Source organism: Pseudomonas helleri (assembly GCF_009600315.1).
Taxonomy (GTDB): Bacteria; Pseudomonadota; Gammaproteobacteria; order Pseudomonadales; family Pseudomonadaceae; genus Aquipseudomonas; species Aquipseudomonas helleri_A.
Genome location: NZ_WIWC01000031.1, coordinates 14353 through 31751, shown reverse-complemented (window position 1 = coordinate 31751; position 17399 = coordinate 14353). Strand labels below are relative to the sequence as shown.

The 17399-nt window shown below is 58.0% G+C and carries 15 protein-coding genes, 1 tRNA gene and 1 pseudogene; 5 read left to right on the top strand and 12 right to left on the bottom strand.

Features of this window, described 5'->3' with window-relative positions:
* Positions 1 to 2: 2 nt before the first annotated feature.
* On the bottom strand, positions 3 to 836 hold the full coding sequence (locus GHN86_RS16905) for an S-type pyocin domain-containing protein (RefSeq protein WP_153382314.1): 834 nt from the start codon (positions 834 to 836) through the stop codon (positions 3 to 5).
* Between the two features lie 233 nt (positions 837 to 1069).
* A tRNA-Val gene (locus tag GHN86_RS16900) sits at positions 1070 to 1146 on the bottom strand.
* A 184-nt stretch (positions 1147 to 1330) separates the two neighbouring features.
* Here GHN86_RS16900 and GHN86_RS16895 point away from each other — a divergent pair.
* A complete protein-coding gene (locus GHN86_RS16895) occupies positions 1331 to 2614 on the top strand; it encodes an NAD(P)/FAD-dependent oxidoreductase (protein WP_153382316.1) in 1284 nt (427 codons plus the stop codon).
* A gap of 10 nt (positions 2615 to 2624) precedes the next feature.
* On the opposite strand, the gene GHN86_RS16890 is transcribed toward GHN86_RS16895, so the two are convergent.
* On the bottom strand, positions 2625 to 3305 hold the full coding sequence (locus tag GHN86_RS16890) for a peptidase C39 family protein (RefSeq protein ID WP_153382318.1): 681 nt from the start codon (positions 3303 to 3305) through the stop codon (positions 2625 to 2627).
* 220 nt (positions 3306 to 3525) lie between these two features.
* Between GHN86_RS16890 and GHN86_RS23430 the strand changes: the two genes are divergently transcribed.
* Positions 3526 to 3693: a hypothetical protein gene (locus tag GHN86_RS23430; RefSeq protein WP_194286285.1), complete on the top strand. Its 168-nt coding sequence runs from the start codon at positions 3526 to 3528 to the stop codon at positions 3691 to 3693.
* 52 nt (positions 3694 to 3745) lie between these two features.
* On the opposite strand, the gene GHN86_RS16885 is transcribed toward GHN86_RS23430, so the two are convergent.
* Both GHN86_RS16885 and GHN86_RS16880 read right to left on the bottom strand, forming a co-directional pair.
* Positions 3746 to 4507 (bottom strand): TerC family protein, encoded by a 762-nt coding sequence (locus GHN86_RS16885; RefSeq protein WP_153382320.1) that lies wholly within the window; start codon positions 4505 to 4507, stop codon positions 3746 to 3748.
* A 30-nt stretch (positions 4508 to 4537) separates the two neighbouring features.
* Entirely contained in the window at positions 4538 to 4777 is a 240-nt protein-coding gene (locus GHN86_RS16880; protein ID WP_153382322.1) for a hypothetical protein, read from the bottom strand.
* A gap of 134 nt (positions 4778 to 4911) precedes the next feature.
* Here GHN86_RS16880 and nhaR point away from each other — a divergent pair, with 134 nt between their 5' ends.
* Positions 4912 to 5808, top strand: a complete 897-nt coding sequence (nhaR, locus tag GHN86_RS16875; RefSeq protein WP_153386977.1) for a transcriptional activator NhaR — start codon at positions 4912 to 4914, stop codon at positions 5806 to 5808.
* Here nhaR and GHN86_RS16870 read toward each other — a convergent pair.
* Positions 5805 to 6961: pseudogene (locus GHN86_RS16870) on the bottom strand (MFS transporter). The gene nhaR and the pseudogene GHN86_RS16870 overlap by 4 nt on opposite strands.
* A 361-nt stretch (positions 6962 to 7322) precedes the next feature.
* On the opposite strand from GHN86_RS16870, the gene sstT reads away from it, so the two are divergent.
* Positions 7323 to 8543, top strand: coding sequence for a serine/threonine transporter SstT (gene sstT, locus GHN86_RS16865; protein WP_153386975.1), 1221 nt, complete (start codon positions 7323 to 7325; stop codon positions 8541 to 8543).
* Between the two features lie 53 nt (positions 8544 to 8596).
* Here sstT and GHN86_RS16860 read toward each other — a convergent pair whose 3' ends face one another.
* Both GHN86_RS16860 and GHN86_RS16855 read right to left on the bottom strand, forming a co-directional pair.
* Positions 8597 to 9106, bottom strand: a complete 510-nt coding sequence (locus tag GHN86_RS16860) for a DUF1993 domain-containing protein (RefSeq protein WP_153386973.1) — start codon at positions 9104 to 9106, stop codon at positions 8597 to 8599.
* A 102-nt stretch (positions 9107 to 9208) separates the two neighbouring features.
* Positions 9209 to 10408, bottom strand: coding sequence for an XdhC family protein (locus GHN86_RS16855; RefSeq protein WP_153382332.1), 1200 nt, complete (start codon positions 10406 to 10408; stop codon positions 9209 to 9211).
* A gap of 97 nt (positions 10409 to 10505) precedes the next feature.
* Between GHN86_RS16855 and GHN86_RS16850 the strand changes: the two genes are divergently transcribed.
* The gene (locus tag GHN86_RS16850; RefSeq protein ID WP_323369549.1) at positions 10506 to 11165 is read left to right on the top strand and encodes a TetR/AcrR family transcriptional regulator; all 660 of its coding nucleotides are present in this window, start codon (positions 10506 to 10508) and stop codon (positions 11163 to 11165) included.
* Here GHN86_RS16850 and GHN86_RS16845 read toward each other — a convergent pair.
* From GHN86_RS16845 to GHN86_RS16830, 4 genes are all read right to left on the bottom strand, one after another.
* A complete protein-coding gene (locus tag GHN86_RS16845) occupies positions 11159 to 14722 on the bottom strand; it encodes a molybdopterin cofactor-binding domain-containing protein (protein ID WP_153386970.1) in 3564 nt (1187 codons plus the stop codon). The two genes, GHN86_RS16850 and GHN86_RS16845, sit on opposite strands and share 7 nt — an antisense overlap.
* Positions 14723 to 14735: 13 nt before the next feature.
* The gene (locus tag GHN86_RS16840) at positions 14736 to 15224 is read right to left on the bottom strand and encodes a (2Fe-2S)-binding protein (RefSeq protein WP_153382720.1); all 489 of its coding nucleotides are present in this window, start codon (positions 15222 to 15224) and stop codon (positions 14736 to 14738) included.
* 178 nt (positions 15225 to 15402) lie between these two features.
* Entirely contained in the window at positions 15403 to 15831 is a 429-nt protein-coding gene (locus tag GHN86_RS16835) for a MarR family winged helix-turn-helix transcriptional regulator (protein WP_153382722.1), read from the bottom strand.
* Between the two features lie 226 nt (positions 15832 to 16057).
* Positions 16058 to 17095 carry a 2,5-dihydroxypyridine 5,6-dioxygenase gene (locus GHN86_RS16830; RefSeq protein ID WP_153382723.1) on the bottom strand — a complete coding sequence of 346 codons (1038 nt, stop codon included), beginning with the start codon at positions 17093 to 17095 and terminating at the stop codon, positions 16058 to 16060.
* Between the last annotated feature and the right edge of the window lie 304 nt (positions 17096 to 17399).

Here is a 17399-nt window from a genome sequence, read left to right as displayed (position 1 = left end):
GTTTACTCTTGCTCATGAAGCGCTATGTGATTTTTAGGGGTATTTACACGAATATTATCGACGTCATAACCCCCCCCACCATCGACTATTCGCGTTAAATGATGAAGCTCATAACGATGTCTTTTCCCTGCTTTGTCGGAAAATTTTACCGTTGGAGCCTTTCCTTTCTGTGCCTTCTCAAGAACGCGAACAGTGAACTGATCGGCAAGTTCCGGAACCCTCGAAACCTCCCTCCAAAACGCACGCCTGAAAGAATCAAACCTGCTGTACGTCCTGCCCCTAAGCACATCGACCACTGCCGTAGGAAGAGGTGCACCCATGCCACTGCTGGCATGATCAAGCCACACCCCCCAAAGATCCTCGCCCGTTCCTGATACCACACCCGGTGCATAGCGCAGGTTCAGTGACAGATAGATCGGAGCTATCTGCGGGTGGGTCGGAAACCAGATGATAAAATCCTGATATTCCGGTGGATGCTCTGGATTCTCCAGAATCCTGTCAGCTTGCTCGGTCGCCGGAAATACCCATGCACCAGGCTTTAGTGATGCCGCCTCTAACGCAGGAATGCCCAGTACTTCATTCGTATCGACGGCTGGAGTCCATATAATTTCCAGACCGTTGCCGACATCTGCCACCAGTTGCTCACCGCGGGGGGTCGCAGCTACAACCGGAACTTGTCTCCAGTCCGGTTGATTGCCTGTGTAGAACCCGTAAACACTGACCGCTCCATCGTCCAGGTATTTAAGGTTTATACGAACCTGCGTATTGCCTTTGGTGAGCTGGGCGTATTGCTCTGATTTGTAAAAGGCGCAGTCAGCAGAAGTGGTGTTGGGCATCAATAGCGCTACACCGCCTACTAAAAGCGGCGCGGCTACACCGACCCTGAACCAGTCGTACTTAGGGCCAGGCTGGAGGGACACACAGAGAAAGGTATCGAGTACCTGGAGGTGGGGGCTGATTTGGCGTTCTGAGGTGGGGGTTTTGCAAAGGTTTTGCAAATCGCAGACAACAAAAAAGGGCCCACCTTTCGGTGAGCCCTTCTAGACCGCCCAGCAGAGCGGATTTTGTTTGGTAGGCGCGATTGGACTCGAACCAACGACCCCCACCATGTCAAGGTGGTGCTCTAACCAACTGAGCTACGTGCCTGCTGTGGGGTCGCATTCTATAGATTTGCGGAGGGGTGTCAACACCTTTTTTGCAGCTAACTCTATGAATAGTCGAATTATTTGTCGGAAGCGCAAAAAACCTCAATAGACAGTGGCTAGCCGCTGGTTTTCTTCTCAGGTAGCATCGGCCTCACTCGTAAAAAATATAAAACAGAGGCTGCAGAATGTCGAACACCCCCTACCCTCAGTCTTACTACGCGGCCTCGGCTAATCCGGCTCCAGAGCGCCCTGCTCTGCACGACGATATCGAAACGGATGTATGCGTCATCGGTGCAGGTTACACCGGCCTCTCTAGCGCGCTGTTCTTGCTCGAAAGCGGATTCAAGGTGACGGTGCTGGAAGCTGCCAAGGTGGGTTTTGGTGCTTCGGGTCGTAATGGCGGCCAGATCGTTAACAGTTACAGCCGCGACATTGATGTGATTGAACGCACGGTAGGGCCCCGGCAGGCGCAACTGCTTGGACAGATGGCGTTTGAAGGCGCCAGGATTATTCGCGAGCGCGTCGCCACCTATAACATTCAGTGCGATCTGAAAAACGGCGGCGTCTTCGCGGCGATCACCAGCAAGCAGATGGGCCACCTCGAAGCGCAGAAAAAACTGTGGGAGCGTTACGGCAATACGCAGCTGGAATTGCTGGACCAGCGACGTATTCGTGAAGTAGTAGCCTGCGATCAGTACCAAGGGGGTTTGCTGGATATGAGCGGCGGCCATATTCATCCGTTGAATCTGGCGCTGGGCGAAGCCGCTGCCGTCGAGTCACTGGGCGGCACGATTTATGAACAGTCGCCCGCTGTGCGTATCGATCGCGGCCCCAATCCGGTAGTGCATACGCCACACGGCAAGGTGCGCGCCAAGTTTATTATCGTGGCGGGCAATGCCTATCTGGGCAATCTGGTACCGGAGTTGGCGTCCAAGTCGATGCCGTGCGGCACTCAGGTGATCACCACCGAGCCGTTGAGCGAGTCGTTGGCCAGCACTTTGTTGCCGCAAGATTACTGTGTCGAAGACTGTAACTACTTGCTCGACTACTACCGTCTCTCGGGCGACAAGCGCCTGATCTTCGGCGGTGGCGTGGTCTATGGAGCACGGGACCCGGCCAATATCGAGGCGATCATCCGGCCGAAAATGCTCAAAGCCTTCCCACAGCTCAAGGATGTGAAAATTGACTACGCGTGGACAGGTAATTTCCTGCTGACGTTGTCACGACTACCTCAGGTCGGCCGCATAGGTGACAACATCTATTATTCGCAAGGGTGCAGCGGTCACGGGGTGACTTACACCCACTTGGCCGGCAAGGTGTTGGCTGAAGCCTTGCGCGGACAAGCCGAGCGGTTTGATGCCTTTGCCGATCTGCCGCACTACCCATTCCCCGGCGGGCAACTGTTGCGCACGCCGCTTACAGCGCTGGGGGCCTGGTATTACAGTTTGAGGGACAAGTTCGGCTTCTAGGCTCTGATAATTAAGGTGCTGCGTTGGACAGCGTTTTAATCGCCTTTGCACCGGCCTGTTCCTGACCCGAACGCGACAAGTCGTTGGCTGCCTTCAGCCAACGCGCTTTGTCGACTTTGGCCGGTAGTTGATCAGGCGACAGAATCAGCACCGCCCACCCTCCTGCATCCTTCCAGGCAGACTCGAAGGTGTTGAAGTCCATCAACCGCCGACGCTCCATGCCTGCACGCAGCAGCACGGTGTGCTTGGCACGGTTGTAGCCCACCAGCATCGCGTAGCGCGGTTCGGACCATACCGTCCCGTCGCTGAAACGCAGCATCACCGGGTAACCGGCAGCCACTTGAGTCAACAGCGCTTCAAGTGAAGTGTCCAGCGGATACACCACCAGCCCATACCCGCTAGCAAGTTGCTCGATATTGCCTTGCAAAGACGCCTCTGCGCCCGGCAATTTCAAGGGCTTGACCAGCAGGCCCGGAGTCACGCTGATCCGCTGCTCGCCGAGCATACTGGCTAATACGTGCGGGCCGCTCTGATGGGCATTGCCACGGTAGAAAGGCACGCCGTTGAGCTCCACCCTTTCAGGCAAATGGCGGATACCTGGCGGTTCGACACTGGCGCATCCCACTACCACCCACGCAATTAATGGCGCCAGCCAAAGTCGTACCGATCTCAATCCCGTCACTGCCTGCATGCTCCCTCACTTTGAAAAAAGTGCCAGACCTGCGATCCGGCATGGCTGCAGATCATAGGGTGGCCAACAGGTGAGGTATAGCCTTAAAGGGCAGAGATTATGACCCGATAGAGCAAATCAGTTGGTGCAGCACGACCTTTGGTCAATAGACTGCAACATCGTCCACGCTAGACTGTCTCTTGCTTAGTGTGTGTGCCCATCGGGGGCAAAGGAGGCACTTATGAGCCCGGCATTAACCATTTTTTTGCTGGTCTGCGGTTGGCTAAGCGTTGCCGGAGCAATGCTGTGGGGTTTAATGCGCATCAGCCGCCATCATCACCCGCAGGTTCAGCCAAAGCCGAAAGTCAGCCTGGAAAAACCGCCCGCCCGCGCGATCAACGTCCATTAAAAAGCCGTCCTACCCGAGCAGGGAGGACGGCTTTTTATGCAGCTACTTACTGTTACAAGGACTTCGCCACAGCAGCCTGACGCTTTTCACGTACCCGGCGGGCCAGAATGTTCAGCGTCTCGACCGTCGCAGAGAATGCCATCGCCGCATACACATACCCTTTAGGGACGTGAGCACCAAAGCCTTCAGCAATCAGCGTCATGCCAATCATGATCAAGAAGGCCAGCGCCAGCATCACCACGGTCGGGTTGTCATTGATGAACTTGGCCAAGGGCTCAGAGGCCAGCAACATCACCAGTACCGCCACGACCACTGCAATCACCATGATGGGCAAGTGCTCGGTCATACCGACTGCGGTAATGATACTGTCGATGGAAAACACCAAATCCAGCATCAAAATCTGACCAATCGCCGCCGCAAAGCCAAGTGTCACTTTCGACGACACGCTTTCGGTTTTTTCTTCAGGTTGCGGCGTCATGCTGTGGTGAATTTCACTGGTGGCTTTCCACACCAGGAACAAACCACCGGCGATCAAAATCATGTCCTTCCAGGAAAAGGCCTTGCCCAACACTTCAAATACCGGCGCGGTGAGCTGCACGATGTAGGCAATAGTGCCCAGCAGACCCAAACGTAGAATCAGCGCCATGCCGATACCGATTCGACGGGCTTTGGTGCGGTATTGCTCGGGCAACTTGTTGGTCAGGATCGAGATAAAGATCAGGTTATCGATACCCAGCACGATTTCCATCACGATCAACGTGGCCAACGCGACCCAGGCGGCGGGGCTCGCCGCCAGCTGTAAAAGATAGTCCATAGGTGTGTTCTGACTCTGGAGTGCTACGGGTTAAATGGCGTTCGATGTTTCCTGGTTTTCTGGCTCAGACTGCTTTTTTTCGATCAGCCCGCCTGTTGCGTCGCTTAATGCCTGTTCCGCAGCCTTGTGGGTGTCATCAATGGCCTGCTTGGCCGTTTCTGCAGTTTTGTTCAACATCTGTTGCGCCGCTTTTTCAGCCTGATCACAACCACTGATCAGCAATAAGCCCGCGGCCAAGAGCGCTGCGACAGCTGTATGTTTAACCTTCATGGGGAATTCCTCTCTAAACCGGCGGCCTTGAGGATGGCTCGCTAATAACGCGCGATTCTAGAGAGGCAAACAGTTCAGGAAAATTCGTATTTTCAAACGCTATACTTCGCTTTTTACGAAGTGTTGTCTGTCTGATGCTTAATTACCGCCAACTTCATTATTTTTGGGTCGTTGCCAAAACCGGCAGCATTGTTCGCGCCTGCGAACAATTGAACCTCACGCCGCAAACCATCAGCGGGCAAATCAGCTTGCTCGAAGACACCTACGGCCTGCCGCTGTTTCGTCGGGTCGGACGCCAGCTTGAGTTGACTGAAACCGGGCGTCAGGTACTGCCTTACGCCGAGCAGATGTTCCAGCTCGGCAGCGAACTGGAAACCATGCTGCGCATGGCGCCCAAGGAGCAGCAGATTCTGTTCCGGGTCGGCGTGGCAGACGTGGTGCCCAAATCAATTGTCTATCGCTTGATTGCGCCGACCATGGCGCTGGATGAGCCCATTCGTATCACCTGTCGCGAAGACAAGCTCGACAGGCTACTGGGAGATCTGGCGATTCAACGCTTGGATCTGGTCATTTCCGACAGCCCGATGCCTTCTCACCTCGATATAAAAGGCCTGAGCCAAAAGCTGGGCGAGTGCGGCATCAGCTTTTTTGCCACCGCGGCGCTGGCAGCCTTGTATACACAGAATTTCCCCTACAGCCTGCAAAGCGCTCCTCTGCTGATTCCCGGCCCGGAAACCGTACTGCACAGCCGACTTTTGCGCTGGCTGGCGGAACAAAAGATCCAGCCGCGAATTGTCGGCGAATGTGATGACAGCGCTTTGATGCAGGCGTTTGGGCATTCAGGGATCGGGGTGTTTATTGCCCCCAGCGTGATCGCGGAAGAGGTCATGCGCCAGTTCAATGTTGAACTGATCGGACAAACCGAGGCGGTGACCGAGTCGTTTTATGCCATCACCGTAGAACGTAAAAGCCGGCACCCCGGCATCATTGCGATTACCGAAGGTGCCCGGCGCGAACTGTTTACCGATTAAGCGCAGGCTGCGGCGTGAGGTTTTGCCGTCATCAGCCATAACGCGAGCACAATCGACACCACAATGAAGCCCGCAGCGGCGAAGCCCAGATTGCCCAAACCGTAGCTGTCGATCACGCGCCCGCCGACCATCGCGCCCAGGCCAATGCCAAAGTTAGCTCCGGCAATGTTCAGCGACGCCGCAAAGGCAGGCGCATGCGGGGCGACTTTCATCAAGCGCACATGACTGACCAGAAACAGGGCCGACTGGGTAATCCCCCACACGGCCAACGCGGCCGCCAGCCCCAACGTTGACTGAATGCTCGGCACCAGCGCGACCATGCCGCCGATCAGGAAAGCGCAAACACCATAGAAGCGATCAGCGGATGACGGTCGACCATGCGCCCGCCCAGCGAGTTGCCAATCAGGCCGACCGCACCAAAGCCCATCAAGCACCACCCCACCACGTTGCCGTCGAAACCCGCCAGCCGCTCAAGAATGTCAGCCAAGTAGGTGTAAGCGGTAAACATGCCGCTGAACACCAATACTGAAAGCACGATATGCCCCATCATCAGCGGACTGCGCAGCAGGCCAAACTGTGAGCGCAAAGTCACGTGCGCTTTGACCACCTGAGTGGCGGGCAAATACACCCACAACAGCAGGGCCTTGGCCAGCGCGACCACGGCCAGAATGCCGAACGCACTGCGCCAGCCCCACGCATCAGAAATCAAGGTACCGACCGGGATACCAAAGACCGTCGCACAGACAATGCCGAAACCGATTTTGGCAATCGCCCGTCCCGCATACTCGGGGCCTACGATGTCCACCGCCGTTTCGCTGGCCAAGGCCCAGAACACCGGCAAACCCAATGCCGGCAGCAACCGCGCGAAGGCCATGACCCAAATATTCGGGGCCAGTGCGGCCACGGTATTGGCGAACGCAAACATCAGCAAAATCGCGATAAACAGAGGCTTGCGCGGAAAGCGCGCGAAGTAGGCTGTCAGAAACGGCCCCAATGCTGCCACGGTAAAAGCAAACAACGTCACCAGCAAACCCGCCTGGGGCACGCTGACCTCCAGGTCGCGGGCAATCGCGGGCAGCAGGCCGACGATGATGAACTCTGTGGTGAGCACAGTAAAACCGGCCGCAGACAGCAGCAGGATAGGCAACAGCATGAATAACTCCAGAAACGGCGCTGCCAGCGAAGGCCAAATTGTGCTCGCTGACGAAGATAAGAATGGATGGGCGTAATAGTAACAGAATGCTTCGACGCAGGAACCTGCGCATCAGGGAAGATCGATGGCTGGCGTGACAGATTGTCCGTCCGTAGGAATGCCCCTACATCACTATGTTAAAGTCCGCACCCAAACCTGAACGTTGCCACACAGACGCGCTCAGCGCACACGACTATGCTCGGCCGCTGACTCTGCTTTACTCAAAACGTTTTTTCTTACTATCCGCGTGCATCAGCCTGCTCACTTTGCTGGTCACCTGAGGTATTGCCATGCGCTATTCAAAACAACTAGAGATGCCCCTATGAGTGACGTTGCACCTACCCTGCTGCAAAAGCTGACGCGTACCAGTCTGGTCACCCAGATCGTGATCGGCCTGATCGCCGGCATTGTTTTGGCTTGGCTGGCACCGGCGGCGGCGCTGTCGGTGGCCTTTATCGGCAAACTGTTCGTCAGCGCCCTGAAGGCAGTGGCCCCCATTCTGGTGTTTGTGCTGGTCATGGCCTCGATTGCCAACCATAAGCACGGTCAGGAAACCCATATACGGCCCATTCTGGTGCTTTACCTGTTCGGCACCTTTGCCGCAGCCGTTGTGGCGGTAATCGCCAGCATGATGTTCCCGTCGCATCTGGTGCTGACCACTGAAAACGTCACCATTTCCGCCCCCGGCGGGATTGGCGAAGTGTTGCAGAGCCTGCTGTTGAGCGTGGTGGATAACCCGGTCAGCGCCCTGATGAATGCCAACTTTATCGGCATTCTGGCCTGGGCGATCGGTATCGGCATTGCCATTCGCCATGCCGGTGACACCACTCGCACCGTGCTTAATGACCTGTCCAACGGCATCACCTTGATCGTGCGGGTGATCATCCGTTTTGCACCCGTGGGCATTTTTGGTCTGGTGGCATCGACCCTCGCCAGTTCAGGCTTCGGCGCCCTGCTCGGCTACTTGCACCTGCTGGTGGTGTTGATTGGCTGCATGCTGTTTGTGGCGCTGGTGGTCAACCCGCTCATCGTGTTCTGGAAGTTGCGTCGCAACCCGTTCCCGCTGGTGTTTCTGTGCCTGCGTGAAAGCGGAATCACCGCATTCTTTACCCGCAGCTCAGCCGCCAACATTCCCGTCAACATGGCGTTAAGCGAACGTCTGGGCCTGCATGAAGACACCTACTCGGTGTCGATCCCGCTGGGTGCCACCATCAATATGGCCGGCGCGGCTATCACCATTACGGTATTGAGCTTGGCAGCCGTGCATACACTAGGGATTTCGGTCGATATTCCAACCGCCATTTTGCTCAGCGTAGTGGCGGCTATTTGCGCCTGTGGCGCATCGGGTGTGGCGGGAGGCTCGTTGCTGTTGATCCCGCTGGCGTGCAGCCTGTTCGGCATCCCGAGCGAGATTGCCATGCAAGTGGTCGCGGTGGGTTTCATCATCGGTATCTTGCAGGACTCGGCCGAGACCGCGCTCAACTCCTCCACCGACGTTCTGTTTACCGCTGCGGCCTGTCTGGCCAAAGAAGAACGTAACTGAGGCTGTAGCGGCGGGCGAGGTACGCCGTACCTCGCCCGCCATTGCGCACTAAATCAGAACGCACCCATGTAGTCACGCTTGCCGATTTCGACGCCGTTGTGGCGCAGAATCGCGTAAGCCGTGGTCACGTGGAAGAAGAACTGCGGCAGGCCGTAGGTCAGCAAGTACGACTGGCCAGTGAAGCGTTTTTCTTTCGGCGTGCCCTGACGCGTGATGATTTCGATACCTTCCTTGCCGTCGATTTGCTCGGGCTTGATGGCATCGACAAAGGCCAGCACCTTGCTGATCAGCGCTTGCAGATCGGCAAAGGTCACTTCGCTGTCGTCGTACTTCGGCAGTTCGATTTCAGCCAGACGCCCCGAAACACCCTTGGCAAAATCAACCGCGATTTGTACCTGACGCACCAGCGGGAACATGTCCGGCGCCAGACGCGCTTGCAGAAATACGCTTGGCTCGATGTTTTTGGCCGTCGCGTGCGCTTCGGCCTTGGTCAGCACACCGCTCAGGGCGTTGAGCATTTGCTTGAACACAGGAACAGAAGCAGCGTACAGAGAGATAGTCATAAAGGTCTCGACAGTCTGTGGGCAGGAATTGAATGTGCCGCGATTATAGCCATGCATTCCGTGTTCTGGCGCACCGCCCTTCCCTCTCCTGCCTTTCTTTGATTAATTCCCGACCCGCCTTACGTCTGCCAGCGGTTCAATCAGGGCAGTGTGGCGCACCTCTGTGGCGTCATGAATCGTGCGAGTACGATAGCGCAGCATCCCGCCCTGGCGCTGATTCAGGCAGGCGCTGATTTCGCTGACGATGGATAGCGCGACGCTCTGTGGGGTATCGCCGCCCAGATCCAGGCCCATGGGGTAGTGAACGTGTGCCCTCAGGGTCGCGACATCAGCCGCGCCTTTGATGTCATCCAGCAACCGCTCGGTTCGCTCCTTGGGGCCCAACTGCCCGACATAGGCTGGCGCACACGCCAGCACCTGCTTGAGCCAGTGGCGGTCCTGTCGATAGCTGTGGGTCATGATCACCACCGCGGCACCGTCAATCTTTGAATGCAGCGCAAAGGGCCGCTCAATCGAGGTTGCCAACACCTGACGGGCACCCGGAAAACGTTCAGCGCGGGCAAAGTGGGCGCGCCCGTCCACCACCGTCACCTCCCAGCCCAGCTCGGTGGCGAAACGCACTACGGGCTGAGCATCATCGCCCGCCCCGAAAATCACCAGTCGCCGCTGTGGGGCGATGTATTCCAGCAAGACTTCAACGGCCTGCGGGCCACTGGCGTAGGTCATGTGCGACGATTTTTTGCGTTCAAGGGTGGCGAACAGATCAGCCTCAACGCTGCTGCGCAATGCATGCCCCTCAAAGCCTTCGCACAGCCGGGACTCAGCAGTCTGCCCCAGTCGCGCTCCGACACTGAGGCCGCTAAGTTCACCCGCCGACAGCACAGTGGCCAACGCGGCAGACTGGCCGCTGGTTCGGACGCCTTGCAGCAGCGCGTAAAGTACTGAGGGCTGGCCCGGCGTGTACCGCTCAAGCAGCACATGCACCGTACCATTACAGCCCAGTCCAAACGTCAACGCCGCGCCTTCGTCGTCGTCCTCTTCATCGTCGCGGTCAGCAGTGCTGTAACAGCGGATGACCGGCGCGCCCGAGGCGGTCAGCCACCAGGCTTTTTGCACCAGTTCGCGCTCAAGGCAACCGCCGCTCACTGTTCCCACGGCGCGCCCCAGACGCGGTATCACCATCCGCGCGCCGGGCCTGCGATAGGCGGAGCCTTCGACCTTGACCACGGTGGCCAGTACCACCTCGTCCTTGTTACTGTCGGCCTCGTCCAGTGCATCGAGTACGCCACACAGGTCACTCATCGCCGCCGCTCCCAACGTTTTTCAGAGAATTGCCGTACCATCGACGGCAGTTTTTCCGTCATCCACCGCGCTACGCGTAACCGTGAAGGACAACAGCGTGAACAAAAAAACCGGTGTCCGCGCTCATCAGGCCGATCAGACCAAGGCGCGCATTCTCAAGGCCGCCATCACCGTGTTCGCCCGCGACGGCTATGCCGGCGGGCGTATCGAGCAAATTTCCAAAGAAGCCGAGTCCAACGACCGGATGATTTATTACTACTTCGCCAGCAAGGAAAATCTGTTTGTTCAGGTGCTGGAACACACCTACGAAGCCTTCAATCAAGCCGAAAGCGTGCGCCGCCCGGACTTGAGCCAACCGGTGGAAGCCTTGCGCCAACAGGTCGGGTTCTTTTGGGATTACTACGTGGCTCATCCCGAGTTCGTGGCCATTCTGACCATCGAAAATCTGCACAAAGGCAAGCACGCCCAGCAATCGCGCGAGCTGAGCCGACTTTCGGCGACCACTGTCGGGGTGATCCAGCCGATTATCGAGGCAGGCCAGCAGCAAGGCCTTTTTCGTCAAGACGTCGACATCAATCACGTCTACTTGATGATCGCCTCGCTGTGCTACTTCTATAACTCCAACCAGCACACGCTCTCCTCATTTCTGGGCCAGAACCTCGCTGATCCGGGCCAGCAGCAGGACTGGCTGGCGTTTATCAGCGATCTGGTGATACGCGGTGTCATGGCGCTGCCTGCAGCCACCGCCGATCAGTGAGTGCCGGGGTTGGCCCGCAGGTGCGCCACCCGTTGCTCCAACCCTTGCCACGCGGGTTCAGCCGGGGCGAATCGCTGACGCAGGTAAGCCGCCAGCTCACTGAGTTGGCGATTCGACAGGCTGTCCTTGAAGGCGGGCATATAGCCCAGGTCCGCCGTGGCCGGTACCGCAATGCCCTGCAGGATGACTTTGAGCAAGTTGTCAGGCAGCGCGCTGTGAACATTGCTGTTATTGGCCAGAGACGGGCTGACCCCAAACAGCGTTGGCCCGGCCCCGTCGGCGTGACAGGCCTGACACGCCCCCTCGAACACTCGCTGGCCGTTGCTCAACGACACTGCTTGCGCACTCGCCTGCGCCACCTGCGGGGTCTCGACCGGCTCAGCCTGAGCCTCGCCACTGAGTGAAGCGAGATACACCGCCATCGCCCGCCGATCGGTGTCGGGCAGTTTGGCCAGCTCAGTGACCACCGGCCCCATTGGCCCGGCCGCAACCCCGTGGGCATCGGAATAGCCCGTACTCAGGTACGTGAACAGTTGATCCTCGGTCCACGGCGTTGGCGCTTTGGACAAACCGTTCAGCGCTGGGGCCTCCCAGCCATCCACCGTGCCCCCAGCCAAAAAAGCCTGACCGCCCTTTTGCGCGCCCATGAAATTGCGCGGCGAATGGCAGGCCGCGCAGTGGCCCAGCCCATTGACCAAATACGAGCCGCGATTCCATTGCGCGCTTTGCTGGGGCTGCGCCTTGACCTCCCCCGAGCGCAGAAAGATCGCATTCCAACCCGCCATCAGCGGCCGCAGGTTGAACGGGAATTGCATGTCGTTAGCCTTGGCTGGCTGACTCACCGGGGCTTGTGACATCAGGTAGGCATACAGGGCCTGCAGATCGGCATCGTCGATATTTCTGAAAGAGGTATAAGGAAAAGCTGGGTACAGATGTTTGCCGTCGCGGCTGATGCCTTCGCGCATCGCCCGCTCGAACGCCGGGTATGACCACCGGCCAATGCCCGTTTCGGGATCGGGGGTGATGTTAGTGCTGTACAGCGTGCCAAAAGGCGTTTGCATCGCCAGCCCACCCGCATTGGTGGCACCGCCCGGTGTGGTGTGGCACACCGCGCAGTCCCCCACCGCCGCCAGCAAACGCCCACGCTCCAGGGTGGCGGCCGACCAGGTGCCCAGCGCCGGTGGCGCAATGGGGGCGATTTCTGCCCGCCACGGCAACGCCGTCGCCGCCATCCCGATCAGCGCACCGAACCCTGCCACCACCGGCGCAAACCACCATTTTGAACGCTTGGGCTTAGCCGCTTCAGGCGCTGGAGCGGCGTCACTTTCCGATTGTTTGAGCGCCGCCAGCACCCGCTCGGGGGTAATGGGCAGCTCGCGAAAACGAATGCCGGTCGCATCGAAAATGGCATTGGCAATGGCCGCCGCACTGGGCACACCGGCCGATTCCCCGGCGCCCATTGGCGGTTCCTGCTGACGCGGCATCATCAACACATCAATTTTCGGCACTTGCTTGAAGGTCAAAATGGGATAAGCGCCCCACTCCTTGCTGCTGACCGTCGACTCTTCAAAGGTCACGCGTTCTTTCAACACGCGACTGGTGGCCTGAATCACATTGCCGTGGATCTGATGCTGCACCCCCGCCGGATTTACCATCATGCCAGCGTCATGGCCAATCACCACCCGGGTCACTGAGACTTCGCCGCTGACCCGGTCCACCGCTACATCCGCCACCCACGCTGCCCACGCCGCGCCAAAACCGGGGAATTTACTGTGGATATAGCGCGCATACGCGAAACCCCGGCCGCGCAAGATCGTGTCCTGCGCGGGGGTCTGCATCGGCTCGGTGCGCGGTTCCCAACCGGCACGCGCCGCCGTGGCCTTGACCAATTCCGCGGCGCGTTCATCGTGCAAGTAGCGCAAGCGGTATTCGACCGGATCGACCTTGGCAGCAAACGCCAGCTCATCAATGTAGGACTCGTGGGCAAAGGTGTTGGGCAACGCCGACACTCCGCGCATCCATGACGCCCGAACTATCGGCGCCATGTCGTTGATGGTCACGCGCATGTGCTCAAAATCGTAGGGCGCAATTGACGTCCGATCGCCCATTTCAAACATCGCCGCCACCGGCTCGACCCGCCCGGTCAGCAGCAACGCCAGAGTAGGCGCGCCATTGGAGGGATAACTGGTCTGGAAGTCATAGCCCGCGACCCCACCATCGGCATTGAGACCGCCATCCACTTCCATCAGTTGTGCCGAACCTTTGGGCTCCCACACATGCTCCTGTTCACGGGTCAGTTGCACCCGCACGGGCAAACCCACGGCGCGGGACAACAACACCGCATCGGCACACACGTCATCGGCACAGTTGCGCCCATAACAGCCCGCCGCTTCCATGCGAATAATTTCGATCTGTTCTTCCGGGTACTCCAGCAGCCAGGCCAGATCAGCGCGTAACAAGTGCGGGTTTTGCGTGCCCGACCATACGCGGATGTGCGCGGACTGATAGTCCGCCAGCCCGCAGGACGGGCCGATGGAACCATGAATCTGATAAGGCCACAGGTAAGTGCGAGGCATTCGCTCAGCGGCCTGAGCCAATGCCTGCTGCACATTGCCCTTATCCAGCACAACGCGCTGGATACGCGGGTTGTCGCGAATGGCCTGCTCCACATCCGTCATGTCGGGAAGTTTTTGGTTCCAGGCTTTCCACGTCACGATGAGTGCCTGCGCGGCTTTTACTGCCTGCTCTTCACGCAGCGCCACTACGCCCACAAAGTCACCGATCACCACCACTTTGACCACGCCGGGAATATGCGCAATGGATGACTCGTCCACGTGCAACAAGCTTTTACCGACAAAGTCGCCACTGTCCAGCCCGGCATAGGGCGGGCGAATCACCCGACCGTGGAGCATGTCGGGCAGGCGCATGTCATGCACGTAGGTCAACTCGCCGGTGGCTTTGGCAGGAATGTCGACCCGCGCCGAAGATTGGCCCACCAGCCGGTAATCCTGCACGGCCTTGAGCGGTGCATCGCCGCTGATGCTCACTACGTGCTGCTCACCCGCGACCAACTCGGCAAAACTCAGCTGCCGGCCATCGCTGCTGTTGACCACACCTTTTTCAATCTGCAATGACTGCGCTTCGACACCCCATAGCCGTGCTGCCCGAGCCAGCAGAAAACGCCGTGCTTCAGCCGCCGCATTGCGCAAAGGTACGGCGGTGATTTGCAGCGTTGCACTGGCGATGGTTGCGCCCTGATTGGGTGCATTGTCGGTGTCACCCAACACCATGCACACCTGATCCAGGACCAGATCCAGCTCCTCGGCGACGATTTGCGCCAGCGAGGTGCGGATCCCCGTGCCCAGATCGACGTGGCCATTAAAGCCATACACCTGACCGTCATCGTTGACCGCAATAAACAGCCCCTGCTCCTTGGGTTTGAGCACCGGCACGCCGCCTTTGGCGACCGGCCCGGAAGGCGGCTGAATCTGGTCCACCACCAGCAAAACGCCAGACTTGGCCAACAACTGATCACGGGTGAGCGTGGTAAGGGTCATAGTCATCATCCGTTCAAGGCTTATGACGGGCGGCACGCATGACCGCTCGAACAATTTCGATGTGGGTGCCGCAACGGCACAGGTTGGCTGACAGTTCGTTCAACACCTGCTCTTCGCTGGGATCGGGATTGCGATCAAGCAGCGCCTTGGCCGTCATGATCATGCCGTTCATGCAATAGCCGCATTGCGCCGCCTGCTCATCAATAAAAGCTTGCTGAACCGGGTGCAGCCGCTCGCGATTGCCGAGGCCTTCAAGGGTGGTAATCGTGCGGCCCTCGGCGCCCGACAGCGGGAACACACAGGAACGCGCAGCCACCCCGTCGATGATCACCGTGCACGCCCCGCACTCGCCCAGACCACAGCCGTATTTAGGGCCGTTGAGCTGCAAATCGTTGCGCAAAATCAGCAATAACGGTGTATCGGCCATCGCACTGACGACGACGCGCTGGCCGTTGACGTCCAGTGTTACCGTTTGCAGCGGCGCAAGGGTTTGATCGCTCATTCAAGGCTTCCCCAGGTAGCAATGTCCGCGCTGTGTTGTGCGGATCTTATTAAGTGGTTACTTCATGAAACAGGCGGAACAAAGCGCTGGACGCGCAGAAACAAGAGATCCATCGGTTTGATGAAGTAACTACTTAATCAAACCGGCAGCAAGAACGATGCCAAGGAGATTTGTCAGCTTATTCGCTGCTGTCATCGACCATTTTTCGCAGCAGATACAGCATGGCGACCCGCTCTGCCGGGTTGAGGTTGGCCATGGTCAATTCGCTCACTTGCAGTGCATGGGGCTGGGTTTCGCGCACCAATTGCTCGCCGTCCTGAGTAAGGCTGACGATGACTTTGCGTTTGTCGTGTTCGGCAGGCGCCAGACTGATCAGATTGCGCGCTTGCAGGCGCTCGACAATGCCGCGAATCGTGGCCTGGTCGACCGCAGTGGCCTTGATCAGCTCACTTAAAGAGCTGGGGCCGTGATTGTGCACGGCACACAGGGTGATGAACTGCACGGCGGTCAATTGGGAATTGCCAATATTCTGCTGAAAAATGGCCATGTGGCGCTGGTAGGCTTTGCGCAATAAATGGCCTACCTGCTCGGAAAAATCGTAATTCATGGGGCTCTCGGGTTACGTGTTTTTTGGGGAACGGGATGTGACCTTAACCTGCGGGCGCTCCATTGCGTAGCAGCTGACGAGCTTTGCGAGGCGGCGTTCGGCGGCGAAGCCGTCGTAAAACCGTTCGATCCGATACGCCAGACTGAAACATCGCGCTCATATCTTGCGACGATTGCATCGTCGAACGCAGCCTCGCAGAGCTCGTCAGCTGCTACGAGATGTGCGATCACGACATCTCGTTAACCACCCCAGCCGTGACCACGGCCAGGTCATCGAGGTACACATCGCAATGACGCAGCGGAATGTCGAGGTGACACGGTGTTTTGCGGGTGCCACCCACTTCGGTATTGGGCCCGGTGGAAAACAGGAAGTTACCTTCAAAGGCCCGCGCGTCCATGCACATGCCGTCATTTTTGTCGTGCAAACCCATCGCGGTCCATTGCGCTCGCGGCTGCAAGCCCCAACCGATGTGGGAGATGCCATACACCTCAGGGTCATTGAAATACTTCAGGTAATCGCGCAGGTATTCAGCTTCGAAGCCCCCGTGAATAGCGGTGATAAACCCCTTGTCGATCTCCAGCGTAATCTGCTCGCGCGAGTAGTTCTTGAACGGCAGCACAATGTCGCCCACGTCGATCACCAGCACGCCCTGGGCGGTCTCTTCGTTGGGCCAGGAGAACAGAAAACCGCTGGGCCAGTGATCCCAACGGCCCGGCTCATCGGCAAAACCATACTCGGTCACCGCCGGGTACTGCCCCAGCAACGCCTTGAAGTCACTGCCCGCTTTGGAGCGTACGTGGATCGAGCGCGCTTGCTTGAGCAGCTTTTCGGCCGCCTGCACACGCGCCTTGTCGGCCAGGGTGGGCAGCATGCGTGCCAGCACTTCCGGCGGTTCAACCGCCAGCAAGATGCGCGTACCCGTTTTGAGAATCTGCTCCTGTTCCGGCGAATGCAGCAGCATCATGGTGTCCACGATCAGGTCTGCCGCTTCCAGCGCCCGCTGGGCGGCAATGTTGCCCGTCAGCGCCGTGTCGCCACAGTAGGCCGTCATGTCATTGCCCATGGCCATTGGATGATTGAACGAAGGCAGCTCCACGGCATACACCTTGGCCCCCAGCCGCTGGGCGGCTTCCATCGCCGCCCGCACGGTGCGCGGGTTGGAATAATGACTCTTGAGCACCGCAACACTTTGGGTCGCATCCACTTTTGACAGTGACAACACGTGCTCAAACATTTGAGTCAACTCGCAGTCGCTTACCGGCATTCACTCATCCTCTCAATTGACTGGCTGCATACAGGCAACACCCTCGCTCGCTCCGTAGAACTCAGGCAAGGCATTACCCCTCGAAACTAGAGCGTACACGCTATTTATGACTTTACGTAAATTATTTTTTGCTCTGAATTAAAACCCATGCACCCCAGCAATTACCTGCATTTAAAGGCTGAAACCGACTGGAAAGCGGCCTGCTCAGTCAAGGTTTTTTAATCGAAGGGTCTATACAGGATAAAAATATATAGCGTATACACTGTAAATATCTGGACGAAGCAGCTCGCTCAGCGCCAGCCAT

Coding starts and splice junctions, on each gene's coding strand:
- GHN86_RS16905 (WP_153382314.1), bottom strand. CDS start 836: ATGCCCAACACCACTTCTGCTGACTGCGCCTTTTACAAATCAGAGCAA.
- GHN86_RS16895 (WP_153382316.1), top strand. CDS start 1,331: ATGTCGAACACCCCCTACCCTCAGTCTTACTACGCGGCCTCGGCTAAT.
- GHN86_RS16890 (WP_153382318.1), bottom strand. CDS start 3,305: ATGCAGGCAGTGACGGGATTGAGATCGGTACGACTTTGGCTGGCGCCA.
- GHN86_RS23430 (WP_194286285.1), top strand. CDS start 3,526: ATGAGCCCGGCATTAACCATTTTTTTGCTGGTCTGCGGTTGGCTAAGC.
- GHN86_RS16885 (WP_153382320.1), bottom strand. CDS start 4,507: ATGGACTATCTTTTACAGCTGGCGGCGAGCCCCGCCGCCTGGGTCGCG.
- GHN86_RS16880 (WP_153382322.1), bottom strand. CDS start 4,777: ATGAAGGTTAAACATACAGCTGTCGCAGCGCTCTTGGCCGCGGGCTTA.
- nhaR (WP_153386977.1), top strand. CDS start 4,912: ATGCTTAATTACCGCCAACTTCATTATTTTTGGGTCGTTGCCAAAACC.
- sstT (WP_153386975.1), top strand. CDS start 7,323: ATGAGTGACGTTGCACCTACCCTGCTGCAAAAGCTGACGCGTACCAGT.
- GHN86_RS16860 (WP_153386973.1), bottom strand. CDS start 9,106: ATGACTATCTCTCTGTACGCTGCTTCTGTTCCTGTGTTCAAGCAAATG.
- GHN86_RS16855 (WP_153382332.1), bottom strand. CDS start 10,408: ATGAGTGACCTGTGTGGCGTACTCGATGCACTGGACGAGGCCGACAGT.
- GHN86_RS16845 (WP_153386970.1), bottom strand. CDS start 14,722: ATGACCCTTACCACGCTCACCCGTGATCAGTTGTTGGCCAAGTCTGGC.
- GHN86_RS16840 (WP_153382720.1), bottom strand. CDS start 15,224: ATGAGCGATCAAACCCTTGCGCCGCTGCAAACGGTAACACTGGACGTC.
- GHN86_RS16835 (WP_153382722.1), bottom strand. CDS start 15,831: ATGAATTACGATTTTTCCGAGCAGGTAGGCCATTTATTGCGCAAAGCC.
- GHN86_RS16830 (WP_153382723.1), bottom strand. CDS start 17,095: ATGCCGGTAAGCGACTGCGAGTTGACTCAAATGTTTGAGCACGTGTTG.